17 protein-coding genes are annotated in these 15,490 nt (G+C 41.7%); 8 read left to right on the top strand and 9 right to left on the bottom strand.

The genetic code is table 11. The annotated features are described in order from the left end of the window. The coding region (locus tag H6G92_RS35925) for an alpha/beta hydrolase (RefSeq protein ID WP_206758856.1) at positions 1–282 on the top strand (282 nt) is incomplete at its 5' end. Between the two features lie 57 nt (positions 283–339). Here H6G92_RS35925 and H6G92_RS35930 read toward each other — a convergent pair. From H6G92_RS35930 to H6G92_RS40660, 3 genes are all read right to left on the bottom strand, one after another. Continuing rightward, positions 340–531 (bottom strand): hypothetical protein, encoded by a 192-nt coding sequence (locus H6G92_RS35930; protein ID WP_163935093.1) that lies wholly within the window; start codon positions 529–531, stop codon positions 340–342. A gap of 145 nt (positions 532–676) precedes the next feature. Beyond that, a complete protein-coding gene (locus H6G92_RS35935; RefSeq protein ID WP_190901310.1) occupies positions 677–1,261 on the bottom strand; it encodes a protein-S-isoprenylcysteine O-methyltransferase in 585 nt (194 codons plus the stop codon). A gap of 178 nt (positions 1,262–1,439) precedes the next feature. Further along, positions 1,440–1,574: a hypothetical protein gene (locus tag H6G92_RS40660; RefSeq protein ID WP_277926917.1), complete on the bottom strand. Its 135-nt coding sequence runs from the start codon at positions 1,572–1,574 to the stop codon at positions 1,440–1,442. 33 nt (positions 1,575–1,607) lie between these two features. Here H6G92_RS40660 and H6G92_RS35940 point away from each other — a divergent pair, with 33 nt between their 5' ends. The 6 genes from H6G92_RS35940 (at position 1,608) to cysC (ending at position 7,920) form a co-directional block, all read left to right on the top strand. After that, entirely contained in the window at positions 1,608–2,447 is an 840-nt protein-coding gene (locus H6G92_RS35940; protein WP_242059464.1) for an SDR family oxidoreductase, read from the top strand. 1,126 nt (positions 2,448–3,573) lie between these two features. After that, positions 3,574–3,714 carry a hypothetical protein gene (locus H6G92_RS35945; RefSeq protein WP_190901312.1) on the top strand — a complete coding sequence of 47 codons (141 nt, stop codon included), beginning with the start codon at positions 3,574–3,576 and terminating at the stop codon, positions 3,712–3,714. A gap of 91 nt (positions 3,715–3,805) precedes the next feature. Next, entirely contained in the window at positions 3,806–4,003 is a 198-nt protein-coding gene (locus H6G92_RS39035) for a hypothetical protein (RefSeq protein WP_199345117.1), read from the top strand. 308 nt (positions 4,004–4,311) lie between these two features. Further along, positions 4,312–4,599 (top strand): hypothetical protein, encoded by a 288-nt coding sequence (locus tag H6G92_RS39040; protein ID WP_199345118.1) that lies wholly within the window; start codon positions 4,312–4,314, stop codon positions 4,597–4,599. A 59-nt stretch (positions 4,600–4,658) separates the two neighbouring features. Further along, on the top strand, positions 4,659–7,157 hold the full coding sequence (locus H6G92_RS35955; RefSeq protein WP_190901314.1) for a beta strand repeat-containing protein: 2,499 nt from the start codon (positions 4,659–4,661) through the stop codon (positions 7,155–7,157). A 205-nt stretch (positions 7,158–7,362) separates the two neighbouring features. After that, positions 7,363–7,920, top strand: a complete 558-nt coding sequence (cysC, locus tag H6G92_RS35960) for an adenylyl-sulfate kinase (protein WP_190901316.1) — start codon at positions 7,363–7,365, stop codon at positions 7,918–7,920. A gap of 153 nt (positions 7,921–8,073) precedes the next feature. Here cysC and H6G92_RS40010 read toward each other — a convergent pair whose 3' ends face one another. After that, on the bottom strand, positions 8,074–8,604 hold the full coding sequence (locus H6G92_RS40010) for a DNA cytosine methyltransferase (RefSeq protein WP_313890054.1): 531 nt from the start codon (positions 8,602–8,604) through the stop codon (positions 8,074–8,076). A gap of 175 nt (positions 8,605–8,779) precedes the next feature. On the opposite strand from H6G92_RS40010, the gene H6G92_RS40015 reads away from it, so the two are divergent. Beyond that, complete coding sequence (locus H6G92_RS40015) at positions 8,780–9,130, top strand: RICIN domain-containing protein (RefSeq protein ID WP_242059465.1); 351 nt, start codon at positions 8,780–8,782, stop codon at positions 9,128–9,130. Here H6G92_RS40015 and H6G92_RS35975 read toward each other — a convergent pair. From H6G92_RS35975 to H6G92_RS35995, 5 genes are all read right to left on the bottom strand, one after another. Further along, on the bottom strand, positions 9,104–10,834 hold the full coding sequence (locus H6G92_RS35975) for an MHYT domain-containing protein (protein WP_190901320.1): 1,731 nt from the start codon (positions 10,832–10,834) through the stop codon (positions 9,104–9,106). The genes H6G92_RS40015 and H6G92_RS35975 overlap by 27 nt on opposite strands. 419 nt (positions 10,835–11,253) lie before the next feature. Next, positions 11,254–11,472 (bottom strand): hypothetical protein, encoded by a 219-nt coding sequence (locus H6G92_RS35980; RefSeq protein WP_242059466.1) that lies wholly within the window; start codon positions 11,470–11,472, stop codon positions 11,254–11,256. Continuing rightward, positions 11,450–13,018 carry a mechanosensitive ion channel family protein gene (locus H6G92_RS35985; RefSeq protein WP_190901322.1) on the bottom strand — a complete coding sequence of 523 codons (1,569 nt, stop codon included), beginning with the start codon at positions 13,016–13,018 and terminating at the stop codon, positions 11,450–11,452. Before H6G92_RS35985 ends, H6G92_RS35980 begins: the two co-directional genes overlap by 23 nt. 72 nt (positions 13,019–13,090) lie before the next feature. Next, positions 13,091–14,422 carry an aromatic ring-hydroxylating dioxygenase subunit alpha gene (locus H6G92_RS35990; RefSeq protein WP_190901324.1) on the bottom strand — a complete coding sequence of 444 codons (1,332 nt, stop codon included), beginning with the start codon at positions 14,420–14,422 and terminating at the stop codon, positions 13,091–13,093. Between the two features lie 459 nt (positions 14,423–14,881). Next, positions 14,882–15,331, bottom strand: a complete 450-nt coding sequence (locus tag H6G92_RS35995; RefSeq protein WP_190901326.1) for a hypothetical protein — start codon at positions 15,329–15,331, stop codon at positions 14,882–14,884. Positions 15,332–15,490: the final 159 nt, after the last annotated feature.

Raw genomic sequence — 15,490 nt, forward strand, 5'->3', positions numbered from 1 at the left:
AGAGATTGGTTACGGATGTTTCCCATCGATTTGTTGCTAACACAAAAGTTTGATTCTCTTTCTAAAGTTCGTTCTCTAGGTCTTCCTGTTTTATTTATTCATGGAACTGATGACAGCATTGTTCCATTCTACATGAGTCAGCAGTTATATGATGCTGCCTCTCAACCCAAACAACTTTTATTAATTCCAAAAGGAAAACATGTCCAAATTTATCAACCTGGAAGTAACTCATATTTACAAGCAATTCACAAGTTTATCCAAAAAATAGAGTCTCAAGAGTAAGAAATAGATCCATCGGTATGGGCTTCGACACGATTCAACAATAGAGTTTTCTCTGAACTAATGTATAGAATATAAGTTGGGATCTGTGGGATAATCGCTATTTTGACACCCTAATTGAGCGTAAAAAATCATCCTGCGTCCGGTTATGGCGACCGCATAATTCATATTGTGATTCAGCAACGCCGCAAATTGAGTTATTTTGGCAGCAGTTAACACATAGCTATAAGAAGCATAAGGTTTCATCACCATTAAAACTCCTAGTACAGGGATTTAAGCAATGGCAAAGATTCAGTAGACTTGGCAACGTAGGCTGCGCTTTTATCCTTAAAGGTTGTTTGATAAAGGGTCGGCTTGAGCCTCAACTGTGACTCAGAGGGTATATGAAGTGGACAAATTAGAATAGGTAAGGAATTAATCGTTTTGTGCATTGCCTGTAAACTTCATACTCATCGCCAAAGGTATCAAGTAGCATCCGTTCCTCCTGTCCAATTCGTGTTGCATAGGCAATACTAAAGCCAATGAATCCTGATAGACCTGCAATCAAGTTGGCGAGCAAGAGTGCTTGTGCAATGGACAGTAGCAGAACAGAGGTGTACATAGGATGACGAATGTTTTGATACACACCACTGGTGGAGAGAGTGTGTCCGGCTCGGATTTGCAGTGTTGATGACCAATTTTGACCCAAATCATGATGACTGCGCCAAAACAACCAAAGGGAAAGCGCAAGAATAGCAGCGCCTAATCCATTTGCCCAAATTGGTAAATGGTAGTTAGCAAAATTTAACCAAGGAGATAGAATATGAATCAAAGGAAGAAACAGTATCCCAATCAATAGGAGAAGGCGGACTATCTTTTCCTGGAGGGTTTTTCGTTCATCAACAATTATGTTCTGTTTTTGTATTTGTTGGTAAGGAATTCTAGTCAGCAGCCAGAAGACTATCCCCAACATGAAAATGCTCTTTGAGACAAATGGATTCATCACTGCTCCAATAGACTACAAAACAGTAAGTAAATATTTAGCTCAAATTATATTTAAGTATCTGTTTGTTGCTCTAAGCAAGCTTGTAAATTACCTTAAGTATTAGCCTTTTAAGAGGAAGATTATTTAGTTATTAAACCCCACCGTCCACCCCTCGCCCCTACAAGACACTCCACCCTCAGCCTGACATTGCCGCCACCAACCCCGGCCGCCGCCTTTGAGAAAATTCCTGCTGTAACCCCGAAACAACCCCCAGCACTCCAAGCTCCGACCAATCTCCCAAATCCTCGCCTAGTTGTAAAGAAAAAAGCAAACTGACTGGTAATATAAAGCTCTACAATGAGCAATGTTTCGACTGAAAACATTGATTATGAGCTTTGCTAATAAAACCATTGTTCTCACAGGTGCATCAGCAGGGATTGGGCGAAAGCTGGCAATCTCGTTAGCCCAACAAGATGCAAATTTAGTCCTAGCGGCTCGTAATCAAGAAGGATTAGAACAGACACTGACTGCTTGTACAAAGCATACACAGAAGGTGATTGCAGTACCTACAGACGTAACTCATGCCGTTGCTTGCCAGCAGTTGATAGAGAGAGCGATTGGCGTGTTTGGGCAGATTGATATTTTGATCAACAATGCCGGAATTGGAATGCTGACGTGCTTTGATGAAGTGACAGATTTGTCCATTTTTGAGCGGGTAATGCAGGTCAACTATTTAGGTGCGGTCTATTGTACTCATTATGCCCTACCCTACCTAAAAACTAGTCAAGGACTATTAGTGGCGATTTCTTCAATTTGTGGCAAAACAGGTGTACCAACTCGTACAGGTTACGTTGCGAGTAAACACGCCATGCAAGGCTTCTTTGATACATTACGGTTAGAATTCCGCTCAACAGGAGTAGATGTATTGGTTGTTTCACCAGGGTTTGTCGCCACAGATATTCGGCAACGAGCGTTGGGAGCAGATGGAAAACCATTAGGCAAAAGTCCGCGTGATGAAACGCAAGGCAATATGTCAGTAGATGAGTGTGTACATCAAATTATCTGGGCGATGGAGCGGCGAAAAAGAGAACACATCATGACGTTGAAAGGTAAAGTACTCCCTTGGGCAAAGCTAATTATGCCAGGATTGGTTGATCGTATAACTGCTGCGACCGTTCGCAAGCCAACTGCTACCCAGAAGTAACCGAAACTTGATAAACTGCGTGGTGAGTATATAAATCTCCATAACTTTTAGTACTGCGTATTAGAGCTTGATTGCAGCCTTCTCCTTGCCTACTCTCTACCACTACACTCCCCACAGCGCACCACCAGAAACTCCCCTGGTTAAGAGTAGTCCTTCACTGTTTCGGGTTGTCACTGCCAGGAGATGAGATTGTAGACTTGCACTAGAGTTCCGATCATTACATCTGCGATAGCCGAAGGCTTAAGCTTCGCTTATCGCCTCAACGTTCTTCCAGCTGGAGGAAGATAGTCGTAGCTCTTAACCCCACCAAGCAGTTCAGGAATCGTCAGATGTTCGGTAGTAGATTTGACTGGTGGAAGGGTACTCTCATTGTGAGTACCCAAGGTTCCATTTGTAGGTTGTTCCGTTGTCAGGACGATGGTTTGCGCTGCTGCACTTTTACCACTGCTGGTTTGTAGGGGAATGTCACGCTTGTTAAGCTGAACGTTAGGCGGCGTAAGAATTGCAGAAGGGCAGAGGAGAATTTCTCTTGCTTCTTTCCGTATGCCTCAAGTTTTCTGTCCGTATGCTTCTTCCTTCTTCTTTCTCCCCTGCTCCTGGGCTCCGGTTGTTGAGCGTAGTCGAAACATTGCACAAGAGCTGCCTCAACGATTTTCCCTTTACAAGCGTGCCACTTGGTCTTGAGTTAAAGGTACGTCCAGGACAACTCAAAAAATTCAAGAGTCTAAAAAACCAATTATTAAGCATCTATTAAATGTTTACTTAAATGTCTTAACTGTCTTAACTGTCCTTGCATTTTAAATGTATTAAATGTATAGTCCTACGTATCCTTAAATCTAGTAGTCTGCCAACCCAAAATTGTTGGGTGAGGGTTGGGAAAAGTGGAAAGGTTAAAGAGTAAGGGATTTAAAACATGAGTCCCTTTGCCCTTAAAAGAGCTAAGTCACGAAAGCGAACTACTAGCCATACTGATAATAGTTGCCCTCGGCAGCCCAGAAATTAAAAGTCAGTATTTGAATAAACCTAATTAGGGGTCATGAAAAGGTATGTGCTTTTGGCAACCTCTTCATGACAACTGTTTTTGTTGCTGTTGCCAAATTGTTAAACAAACTTGGGGTTAAATCGAATGGCACTGTATCAAGTCACTCAAACCACTGAGAACGGAAACGGAGACACGGTAGGCACTGTCAACTATGCGATCCTCCAAGCTAACCAACTACCAGGAGATAACACCATAAGTATTAATTATATAGGACAAAGATCCTAGTCAAAACTTGGATCTTTGTTCGATGCGGCAATTAAGGTGATCGCTATATAATCCATTTCACCCAAGCAAAATGTTAATAACTGCCTGGCTTATGCAAGCAAAACACACAAGTGGCATTTGCTTCTATGTCAAGGCAACAAATAAAAGTCGGTTAATCGTTATGACTGCCAAAATCCACTTTATCTCCGGCTTACCCCGTTCCGGTTCCACCTTACTCGGAGCGTTACTGCGGCAAAATCCTCGATTTCATACCAGTATGTCTAGCCCTGTGGGTAGTCTGGTAAATTGAATGCTCAAAGCCATGAGTGAAGAGAATGAATATTCAGTCTTTATCACCCCAGAGCAAAAACGGGCATTAACTTTTTGAATTTTTAATGCGTGAATTTCATTAAATGGTCAAGGGGGGCGGTTAGTGGGGTTTGCTTATAACGCCCTTAAGGAAGCTTTTTATAGCGAATATAGCTCGCGGTTATTGTTAGTCGATTACGATTTATTAGCGCAAAAGCCGGATAAAATCTTGCATTTACAGCGCTTCCGGCTATTATGCAATATAGTTTTCTCCTTGCCCCTCTCCTATCATCGCTTTCAGCTTTTAGGATGTACCTCATAGCTGCTGGAAGTGCTGTAATTTACCAATTTTTAGAAGAAGAAGCATTCGACCATGACTTTGAAAATGTCCAATATGACGCACCGGAATTTGACAACCGACTCAACCTGAAAGGACTGCACACAGTTCGTTCCAAAGTCGAGTTGCAAGAGAGGCAAACCATTTTGCCACCGGATTTATTTACCCAATTTAATCAGTTGTCTTTTTGGACAAATCCTAGCAATAGTTTGGCGAATTTGATTGTCGCCCAAACAACAGACACAACGGTTAAATCATGATTACCCTTTTTTCGGGGTGAAAGTTTCTACTCATTCAATTCACACAATAGGAAAAAATTATGCCAGATAATTTCATCGTCACCAACACCAACGATTCCGGTGAGGGTTCATTGCGGCAAGCGATTCTCAATGCTAACGCCTCGGCAGGTGCAGATACAATTACCTTTACTGGTAGTGTGTTCACCGATGCCACCCCTGATACCATTACTCTCACTTCTGGGGAATTAGTTATTACTGATGATGTCACCATTGAGGGAACTGGGGAAAATCAACTGACAGTGAGCGGCAACAATGCCTCCCGCGTGTTCAACATTTTTAATTCCGGAACAGATGCCACAATTGATGCTTTGACAATTGCTAATGGCAATGGTGTTGACGGTGGTGGCATTCGTATCAATCCTAGTGCTAGTTTGGTTTTAACCGATAGTACCGTCTCTAATAACAATTCAGGCGGTGGTTTTGGCGGGGGCGGCATTGCCAATCAGGGCGGCACTGCTAACGTTATAAACAGTACTATCTCTGGCAATACGTCAACGTTTTTTGGTGGCGGCATTGCCAGTCAAGGTACACTCACTGTCACCAACAGTACCATCTCTGGAAATACAGCGGGCATAACTGGGGGTGGTGTAATTGAAGGGGGAGTAGTTACTTTTACTAGTAGCATTATTACTAATAATACCGCAGGCAGTTCTGGTGGAGGATTAGCCGTCTTTTTTGGAACTACTACTGCTCAAAACACCATTATCGCCGGTAATACCGCTCCACAGAACCCCGATGTATCGGGCGGTATCGTACAGATTAACTACGGCGCAACCACTAATGAAGATAATGTTTTTAACGCTAATGTTCTAACCAACGATACCGACCCCGATACAGATGTTGTTCTCACTGTTAGCGCGGTCAACGGCAATGCTGCTAATGTGGGTAATCAAATTACTTTACTCTCAGGTGCGCTATTAACGCTCAATAGTGACGGAAGTTATAACTACAATCCTAACGGTCAATTTGAATCTTTAGCTGCGGGAGCTACTGCCAACGACAGCTTTACTTACACTATTAGCGATGGTAACTTCACTAGCACCGTCACGGCGAACCTCACCATCAACGGTGTCAACGATGCGGCCACCATTACAGGCACAGCCACAGCCGCCGTCACCGAAGATACCAACGTCGTCAATGGCGACCTCACAGCCACAGGCAATCTCACCGTCAGCGATGTGGATACAGGCGAGAATATCTTCAACACCAACGTCACCACCGCTACAGGCAACCTGGGGAGCCTGAGCATCACACAAGCCGGAGCCTACAGCTACACAGTTGCCAACAGTGCAGTGCAATACCTGGGTGCAGGTGTCACCAAGACTGATACCTTTACCGTTGAGTCCTTCGACGGTTCTGCCAGCCAGGATATCACCATTACCATTACTGGTGTCAACGATGCCCCAACAGGTTCAACCACTGCGACGTTAAGCAACACACCAGAAGATACAGCCATTAATATTACTGCGGCTGACTTATTAACAGGTTTTACGGATGTCGATGCGAGTGATACTCTTTCTGTTGCCAACTTGACTGCCACTAATGGTGCATTGGTAAATAACAATAATGGGACTTATACATTCACCCCAACTGCCAACTTTAATGGTGCAGTTAATCTGACTTACGATGTGACTGATGGCACAGCAACCTTAACTGGACAAACCCGCAGTTTCTCTGTCACCCCCGTTAACGATGCTCCTGTTGCTGTTGATGACAGTGCTTCCACATTCTTTGGTACTACTGTCAACATCGCAGTTAGTAGCCTACTGGCAAATGATAGCGATGTTGATAGCACCGGACTCAGTATCACTGGTGTTAGCGGTGCCACCAACGGTACTGCCGTCCTGAACAATAACGGCACAGCCAACAACACCGCAGATGATTTCGTTTCCTTTACACCAAATCTTCTGTTCACTGGTAATGCCAGCTTTAACTACACCCTCAGCGATGGTAGCCTGACTGATACTGCTACGGTGACTGTGGCTGTTGGTGGTAACATTTTAGGCACTGTTTTTGCTGATTCCCTGATTGGCACCCTTGGTAACGACATCATCAACGGTGGTAATGGCAACGATACCATCAAAGGCGGAGCAGGTGACGATAGCCTGTTTGGTGAGAATGGTAACGATGTCTTGTATGGCGATGGGCTGATGGATGGCGGCGCGGGTAATGATACCCTCAACGGTGGTAATGGCGATGATACCCTTTACGGTGGTGGCGGTAGTGATCGCCTTTACGGTGGTAATGGCAACGATCTCCTCTATGGTGGTCTTAGCAGCGATACCCTTACTGGTAACAGTGGTAATGATACATTTGCCTTTGCTGCTGGAGAAGGGACTGATACCATTACTGATTTCTCTGACGGTAATGATTTGATTGGACTGTATGGTGGTTTAAGCTTTGGGCAACTGAGTTTCTCAGCTAGCAATATCAAAGTGACTTCCACGAATGAAATTTTGGCAACGCTGACTGGTATTAATACTACGACGCTGACTGCTGCTGATTTCGTCACCCTTTAATCATCTCGGTTCATGCAACGCCGACTTTAGTTGCATCAAACAAGCAATGTCAATGCATCCAAGAGCACCTTTGATGCATTGGCTTGCATCTTTTGTACAAGCGTCATAACCTTAAAAAGTCATAGCAATTTACGAATGATATCAAGTGCGTAGGCGTAGCCCGTCGTAGACATCGCACTTTTCGCTCTTATAAACAAAGCAAATTATGCATCATCAAGGTCTAATTCTTTGGCTGACAGGGTTAAGTGGGGTAGGTAAAACAACGATCGCCTTATCTGTTGCCCAAGAATTGCGATCGCGCAATTACCAAGTAGAATTACTTGATGGTGATGTCGTTCGCACCCATTTATCTCAGGGACTTGGATTTAGTAGACAAGACAGAGATATCAATGTTCGGCGCATTGGTTTTGTGGCCAACTTACTCAGTCGCAATGGAATAGTAGCGATCGTTGCCGCTATCAGTCCCTATCGTCAAGTTCGAGAGGAACTCAAAAAGACTTCTACCAACTTTATCGAAATTTACATTCATGCTCCTATAGCCGTTTGTGAATCCCGTGATGTTAAAAGACTTTATGCATTAGCTAGAGCCGGACAAATTCAACATTTTACTGGGATCTCCGACCCCTACGAAGAACCAATAAATCCAGAGATTATCTGTCAAACCGATCGATTTACTGTTGAACAATGTATTAACCAAGTGCTTCACTATTTAGAAACTCAAGGTTTGATTATCCTGAGCGGTCAAGTCGCTTCTCGAAATTAAAAATTAAAAATTATTAATTAAAAATTGAAGAAGCAAATCTTAATTTTACATTTTTAATTCCCGCAGGGTGGGGGCTTGTACCCAAAATTAATTAATTACAAATTATTATTTCTTTCAGTTTTTAATCTTTAATTTTTAATTAAAACTGGTCAGCTATTTAAAAGTGACAAACTTTTGGTCAATGTTGAAATTTAGAGAAGAATAAAATGAAATGACATGGCACCATTGTGCGATCGCCTCCGGCGGGCGCTCGCGCCATCGCAGAATGGTATTAGCGGGGTGCGACCCTGGCTTGTACTTAGGTAACTTGCGTCCTCCAACCCGTTCAATCAAAAGTGGTGTTGGCGCATTCCCGGCTAAAAATTTTTCTAAAGCTTGTTGCTGTTTAGGTAGAAGCTGTGAATCAGGCATCGTGGGGATGAGATGCGCGATCGCTTCGTACCAACCACAAGATTTAGCTCCCGAAGGTAGGGCAACGTGAAAACCCTTGCTTGCAATCAGGACTAACCGCCGCCGCGCCTGGGGCAACCCAAAGTCAGCCATGTTGACCACGCTGTAATCGACTGAGTACCCCTCTTGCTCCAAAGTATTCAGGATGATGGCAAAACTCTGACTGTTCTGATAGCGTGGCACATTTTCGAGCGTAAACACCCTTGGCTGTAACTGTCGGATGGCTTCAGCCACTGCGATAGCGCAGCGCCGACCTGTCGGTTCGGTGCACTCAGATCATCAGCCGTTTCAATACCCTTACCAGCTTTTGCAGTGTGGGCAAGGCTTACGTTGGCGCACATGGGAGAGGCGTGGAGATAGTCGGGGTGGCGCGGAAAATCTATGAATCCTAACTGCACTACTTCTTGCAGTGTTAGTTGGATTATTCTACAGCCATATTAAAGTTGTGATGATGGGTTTTGGCGTTCACGTTCGCGGAGCGTCTCTGAAAGAGAAGTGTGCCGTTCGTGAAGCGTCTGCGACAGGAGAAGGTATCGCCCTGCTCAAGTCTGGTTTAGTGGGGTCGAACTCCACTGCCATAACTGGACAAACACAATACTATTACCCTACCGCAGGAACAGATTATTACCTGATTGCCAAATGTAGTGGTAAAGCTTTAGCTGTAGATGGACAGAAGACTGAGGATGGAGAAAATGTTCTGCAATGGACTAACCAATTACAAGATAGCTGTTTTTTAACTGGCTTTCTTAAAATTGGCTGAAGCATCTATTGGTATTTCAATTTGAAAAGTAGTTCCTTGACCAAAAGCAGATATACAACTGAGCTTCCCTCCATGTTTTTCTACAATAATCTGATAGCTGACCGATAAACCTAACCCCACACCTTTCCCAACTGCCTTACTTGTAAAAAATGGATCATAAATTTTGCGTTGTAGTTCTTCACTAATTCCAAAACCGTTATCAAAAATTTGAATATTAATCCAGCTTTGTTGATGAGTACTGGTTGTAATTCTAATTATTGGTACAGAATCAAAATTTCTTTTTATGTTATTGATATACTTTTTATCTAACGCATCAATAGCATTCGTAAAAACATTAAAAAACGCTTGATTTAATTGCCCCGGATAGCAATTTACTAATGGTAAATCTCCGTATTCTTTAATTACCCTAACTTCCGGCGTATTACCCCCTGTATTCATCAGTCGATTTTTGAGGATGAGTAGTGTAGAATCTAACCCTTCATGAATATCTACAGTCTTAAATTCGGCTTCATCCAGGCGTGAAAAGTTACGTAAGGAGTCGACAATCTGCTTAATTCTTGTAGCTCCTACTTGCATAGATTCCAGCGTTTTCGGTAAATCCTTTGTCAGAAATTGTAAATCAATAGTTTCTCTGAAAGATTGAATTGTCTGTAAAGGCTCTGGATAGTATTTCTCATAAATGTTAATCAATTCTAGAATATCTCGTATATAAGCTTCTATATGAAATAAATTTCCGTAAATAAAGTTGACAGGATTATTAATTTCATGCGCTACTCCAGCAACCATTTGCCCTATTGAGGACATTTTTTCGGCTTGAATGAATTGTAATTGAGCTTTCTGAAGTGCTAACATTGCTGCTTCTAATTCCTCAGTTCTTGTTTGAGCTAAGGTTGCTAACTCTGCTTGTTTTTGTAGTGCTTGTTGTAAAAGTTCTTGATTAGACTTGAGAACAGCTGTTTTAACTAGTTGAACACTTAATTGTTGATTAAAAAATGAGGTGAGCAACGTCCAGCCCAAAAGCAGTACTGTGATTAAACCAACAATTACAGCCATCCAAACTGATCTATTAGTATCAACTGTGGCTAGATTGATGACTTGGGGATTGGAAAAATGGGTTGCCATCATGCCTGTGTAGTGCATTGAGGGTATGGCACTACCCAATATAATTGCACTCCCAAACCTGAGCCACCTTCCTTTTAAGGTAGTATCAGCTCTGAGTTTGAATCCAACCCAAAGTGCAATCAGGGAAATGACTATAGCGATTGCAATCGACAATACAACTATATTAAAGTCATAAGATATCTTTGCTGGTAAGCGAACAGCAGCCATACCGATGTAGTGCATGGCACTGATTCCTATACCCATTAGTAGGCTACCGCCTAACAGTGACAAAATATTAATCTCTGGTAAGCTAACTAAAGCAAGGGCTAACCCAGAGGCAAAAATTGCTGGCACTAGCGATATAGCAACTGTTAACCAATGATAATGAATCGGAATTGGCAAACTTAATGCCAGCATGGCAATAAAGTGCATAGCCCAAATGCCAGTTCCCATCGTAACTGCTCCACCAACCACCCACTTAAAACGTTCTTTTGATTTAGATTCTACGACTTGTCCTGCTAAATCAAGTGTGGTGTATGCCGTTAGCATAGCAATAGCTACAGAAAGTAAGCTTAGGCGAATGTCGTAAATACCATGAAGCATAAAGTGAATTACTAGCTCCGCTTAAATAAACTTTAAAGATTATTGATCTGTTTTTCTTACTTATTATTCCCAACAGACAAAGCATTCTTGCATACCACAGGATAACCCGATGAGTGGCACTGTTTGATCAGCGATAATATCAAAGGTGGGTACTGGCAATTCGCTTCTTAAACAATTGCCAAAAGCAGCGAATTGGTGTTACGCTCCCGTCAAATCATAATCAGTGACCCAAGCGAGGTGAGGGTTAAACTTAGGCTTGGCATTTGGCCGAGGAAAAATGCAAATTCCTGCGTCCTCTGGTAAGGTTAAAGTCGGAGACTGCTATTCAATGCTGTAGAATCAAGCGCCGTTAATTAGCTGTATACCCAAAACAGTGCGCCTGTTTGACCCATCAGCAGCATTCCAATGAGTTGATTAAGTTAACCATAATGCACCTCCTGACAGGACAATAGATGCCACAAGTAATCAATTCGTTTCCATGCCACAGCAGCTTGCCGTGGAGAACAACTCAAACCATAAGCGCGACGGGCATCGTAATTGCCCTTAATTCCCTTGGCGACTCCAATGGGAATCCCAAAAGCCACCTCACGAATGCCGGGTTGATAGCTTCGGTCTTTATGAAAAACCGCAAATTTCAATTTCTTCTTGACTAAAAGTATCCTTCAATATCTTGCGGAGAACACGCTGAATATGAAGATGTTTTCCCGGCTTGACTTTTGTCAGCGTCAGCAGCAATAGATTATTTTCACCAAAGTGTTCTAGTCCAGCGACGCGGGTAGGTTCTAGAACATCCTCTTCATCTGCTTTTAATTGCTGTCCTAACTTTTCAACTACTCTATACACATGATCTAAATTTGAGTTATATGAAACACTAACTTCTACCCTTGCGTATATATACTGCTTAGAGTAGTTAATAATTGATCCGATATCCCCATTACGAACAATCTGCAATTGACCATCAGGATGGCGAACGTGAGTGGTTCGCAGTTCAATCGCCTCTACAATTCCTTCAATATTTCTCTCTTCGACTTTCCCAACTTCAACATAATCACCCACCAAGTAATAGTTTTCAAACAAAATCAAAAATCCACAAACAACATCATTAATCAGGTTTTGCGCCCCAAGACCAACTGCTATACCCACAATTCCTGCACCCGCTAAGATAGGTGCAGGATCAATGCCAATCAGCTTGAGTATAGTTACTGCGGCTGTAAAGTAAACGAAATATTTGGCAAAACTCCGTATTAAGGGAATTAGCGTCAGGCGTTTCTGTTGCTGTACTCCCGTTAAATCTGTAGTTTTTAAATAGAACTCATCTAGGATAAAGTAAATGACTTCAATCAAAACATTGCTAATAAAATAAACCCCAATAATCTGCACAATTCTAGGAGTATAAGCACTTATCCAAGCGATAGGTTCTATTTCTGGAACAACAAGATTTACTATACCAACATAGAGGACGTATTCCAAAGATTTTTTGAAGAGAGGAATTAAGTGGCGTAAACGCTCGTATAAACGCAGTAGATTGTCAGAATTGGAGTATTTAAGACTCAGTGCATCGAGAGTATCAACGATGGTAGCAACAGCTTTAATAATCAGTAACCCAATTGTAATTATGATATATATTTTTAAAGCAATGTAAATATATTTGGGAACGACTTCTGGAATGGAGATAAATCTTGCACAGATGATCAAAGAAGATATCCAGATAGTATGAATAATAATTCTTTTTAAAAGTTTAAAAAACCCCTCAATACTCTCATCATTAGCTTTTATTTTATCGGCTTGCTTTGCGTAATTGCAGACCCAATCTATACCCTGCTTTAACGGTGGGATGCTAAATTTAACTAGCAATAGCAAACTCACGCTTTTCAAGCTTGCCGCCAAAATATTGCTCCAAAATTGGGTAGGAAGATTATGAATTAGATTAAGTTGAAATTCTTGAATGTTTCCACGTCGATAAATTACTATCCCATTCACGGCAACCAGTGCCACACACATAATCACATAAATTAAAATTAAAATTTTGCTGATACTTCGGCGCAGAAAAGTGATATTTGCAGTTTTCCCTTGAAGCCATGAAACTTTAGTGACTTGATTGAAGATTATGCCAATTAGCCAGTTAAACAGCAAAAAAATGATTATTAAAAATAGGACTTCGCCCAGGATAATTGGTATATTCATCTTATGAGTATCAGTTAGTTCATTTATTGAATTTGAGCAGGTAACTACTGTAAAAGTGCCTGAAAGTTGCTTCTATCTGTGTGCATGGATGTAGTCTACAAAGTGAAATCTTGGACGAAGCCAGAATCTCAGCCAAGCATAAGCTCCTAGCCCTAGTAGTGCGATCGCAATTAAGGGTAAACCCAGAGTCAGTTGCAATCTATCGGGAAGGAGAGCAACAGCGCAAACAGTAATAACAAAGTAGATTAAAAGTACTGCTTGCAAGCGTTCCACAACCAAAAGTGCTTCTTGACAGCTACGACAATGTTGGGTGTGTTGATTGTAGCGATCGAGCATTTGTTGGCGATCGTGATTGAGATTCCGTATCGGTGGAACATTGATTCCAACTTCACTCCAAGGTAGTTGTCCGTGACAATAGCGATCAAACCAATTCCTAAACTCAATTACTAAACGGTCTGCACTTGTAGGTAACTGATAGGCAGTTTTCCAGCTTTGGGTAGATTTTTGTTGTTGGAGAAAATACTCTTGCTGCTGTAGAAGAACCATATCGCCATCAATAACCAGATTGCGATCACTAATATGATCCCACCAACGGGGTGTGAGATGATGGAGTGTTTTGCCAAAGTTACGGGTAAAAAGAGCGACAATTCTAGACTTACTAGGAGATACTGGTATACAGTAAGTTACAAGTCCAATCTGCTTTTCAGAGTTTCCAAACTTGATTGCATACTCTAAGCGACTAGGTGGTTCAAAAGTGATTGTTCTTTGAATACCTCCTTCTGTTGTCACTTCAATCAAATTGAGTGTTGATCGGACAATTTTGAGCGCAATTGGTCTTGCTTGTTTGCGATCGCCCTGCACGCCATGATGAGAAAAAGGAACATGACTCGGATCTGCCACATTTTCCACAAGGGTTTGCCAGTCATACTCTAAATCCCGTACAAAAGAAGACCAAACAAAGCCCTTAGTTGCGTCTACTTGCGGTGATAAAGGTAAGGATGTATTAGCAGCTTGTTCGCTTGATTTTGCATCTGACCAAATCCAGAGTAAATCTTGTTGCTGACGAACTGGTAGTCCTACAGCACACAGATTTTTTTGATTGTTGCTTACAAGTTCGGGATTTTCTGCTTGGGGAATATCAGTACAAATTCCTTGCTTGTCAAATTGCCAACCATGATAACTACACATTAAATTCCCTGTTTCGTTATCAATGCGTCCCTCGCTTAAAGGAGCAAGGCGGTGGGGGCATTGATCTAAAAACACTTGGAAAGTTTCAGATGATTTGGGTTTCCAGATGACTAAACGCAGTCCCAAAAGTGTCACTGCTGTTGGTTGCTTGGGATCTAAGTCTTCTATGGGTGTTAGAGGATACCAATGCTGAAAAAAATTGAATTCCGGTTTCATTTGATAATAAAAAATAAGGATGTCGAGGGTAGGTGTCGGGAAAGAAAAAAAAACCTGTGGCTGAGTGGATTTAGAGACGTACCAAAAGAAAAAGATGTATTTCCAGACGCTAAGGAATTCAAAATCTGGACAATCCCCAAATATACCAGCCCTTTTCAATACCTCTATTGGCGTTGGTGCAGCTACGCGCCCTTGCTAATCTGAGACGATGCACTTGCCAAAAAAGGAGTAATGCGATGTTAGTGAGGTCAGAAAAAACTAGCGATGTCTGCGGTGGGCGTAGCGAACGCTGAATTATTTTCTAGTAAACTCAATATTTATACAAAAATACTAGTGTTAATAGTTGATAAATAAACCATAAAACGAACAATACTACTGTTCATTTTATGGCTTTTTCTATGATTACTTGCGTCAACTCCTAGATTATCAACCTGATAGAAATTTGGGGATTTTGCTCAATTAATCTAAAACCTCAGTCTGTAGTAGCGCTTTGCGTAATGCAGTTACTGATTCTTCTGTCTCTATCAATCTATCGATAGCAAGTGCAATATCATCTTCAACCTTTAACAGTTTAGCCGCTTTTTTTACAGCTTCTTTCTCTTCAACTGAGTAATGATCAACACGAGCCATTTGAATTGCATGATACAACAATGACCTTGATTTTGACCAAGTAGAAACATCAACTGTAATCTTACTCAGCAAATTTCCTAAGTCAGCATTTTTGTATTCAAATGTTCTGTATTTTTCTATTACTTCTTCAGGAGCGCCAACAAGACGCTGATGATTTAGTAACCAGTTAAATTCGGCTTCTGAAACCTCTCCGTCTGCTCCAGCAATAGCAAGCAGTGCATATCCGTAGTTCAGGTATGCTTCAAGAGGAGCTTCAGAAATACCTAAGTTCTTTTTCATGAATTCTGAAGCAGGCAGCTTTTCTTGAATATTAGACTTGTCCGAAATATTAACTGAGGAAAAGAAAAATGATAAAATGGTGAACTAAGTGTCTACTATTTTTCGCAATTAGTTATGGTTTTTGATTATATTCAAAAGTATCCTCATAGAACAAAACAA

The organism is Nostoc foliaceum FACHB-393 (assembly GCF_014698505.1).
GTDB classification, from domain to species: Bacteria; Cyanobacteriota; Cyanobacteriia; order Cyanobacteriales; family Nostocaceae; genus Nostoc; species Nostoc foliaceum_A.

Excerpts from the sequence above, each read along its gene's own strand:
- H6G92_RS35955 (WP_190901314.1), top strand. The coding sequence starts at position 4,659 with ATGCCAGATAATTTCATCGTCACCAACACCAACGATTCCGGTGAGGGT.
- H6G92_RS35995 (WP_190901326.1), bottom strand. The coding sequence starts at position 15,331 with ATGAAAAAGAACTTAGGTATTTCTGAAGCTCCTCTTGAAGCATACCTG.
- H6G92_RS35975 (WP_190901320.1), bottom strand. The coding sequence starts at position 10,834 with ATGCTTCATGGTATTTACGACATTCGCCTAAGCTTACTTTCTGTAGCT.
- H6G92_RS35945 (WP_190901312.1), top strand. The coding sequence starts at position 3,574 with ATGGCACTGTATCAAGTCACTCAAACCACTGAGAACGGAAACGGAGAC.
- H6G92_RS35985 (WP_190901322.1), bottom strand. The coding sequence starts at position 13,018 with ATGAATATACCAATTATCCTGGGCGAAGTCCTATTTTTAATAATCATT.
- H6G92_RS39035 (WP_199345117.1), top strand. The coding sequence starts at position 3,806 with ATGCAAGCAAAACACACAAGTGGCATTTGCTTCTATGTCAAGGCAACA.
- H6G92_RS39040 (WP_199345118.1), top strand. The coding sequence starts at position 4,312 with ATGTACCTCATAGCTGCTGGAAGTGCTGTAATTTACCAATTTTTAGAA.
- H6G92_RS35935 (WP_190901310.1), bottom strand. The coding sequence starts at position 1,261 with ATGAATCCATTTGTCTCAAAGAGCATTTTCATGTTGGGGATAGTCTTC.
- cysC (WP_190901316.1), top strand. The coding sequence starts at position 7,363 with ATGCATCATCAAGGTCTAATTCTTTGGCTGACAGGGTTAAGTGGGGTA.
- H6G92_RS35930 (WP_163935093.1), bottom strand. The coding sequence starts at position 531 with ATGGTGATGAAACCTTATGCTTCTTATAGCTATGTGTTAACTGCTGCC.
- H6G92_RS35990 (WP_190901324.1), bottom strand. The coding sequence starts at position 14,422 with ATGAAACCGGAATTCAATTTTTTTCAGCATTGGTATCCTCTAACACCC.
- H6G92_RS35940 (WP_242059464.1), top strand. The coding sequence starts at position 1,608 with ATGTTTCGACTGAAAACATTGATTATGAGCTTTGCTAATAAAACCATT.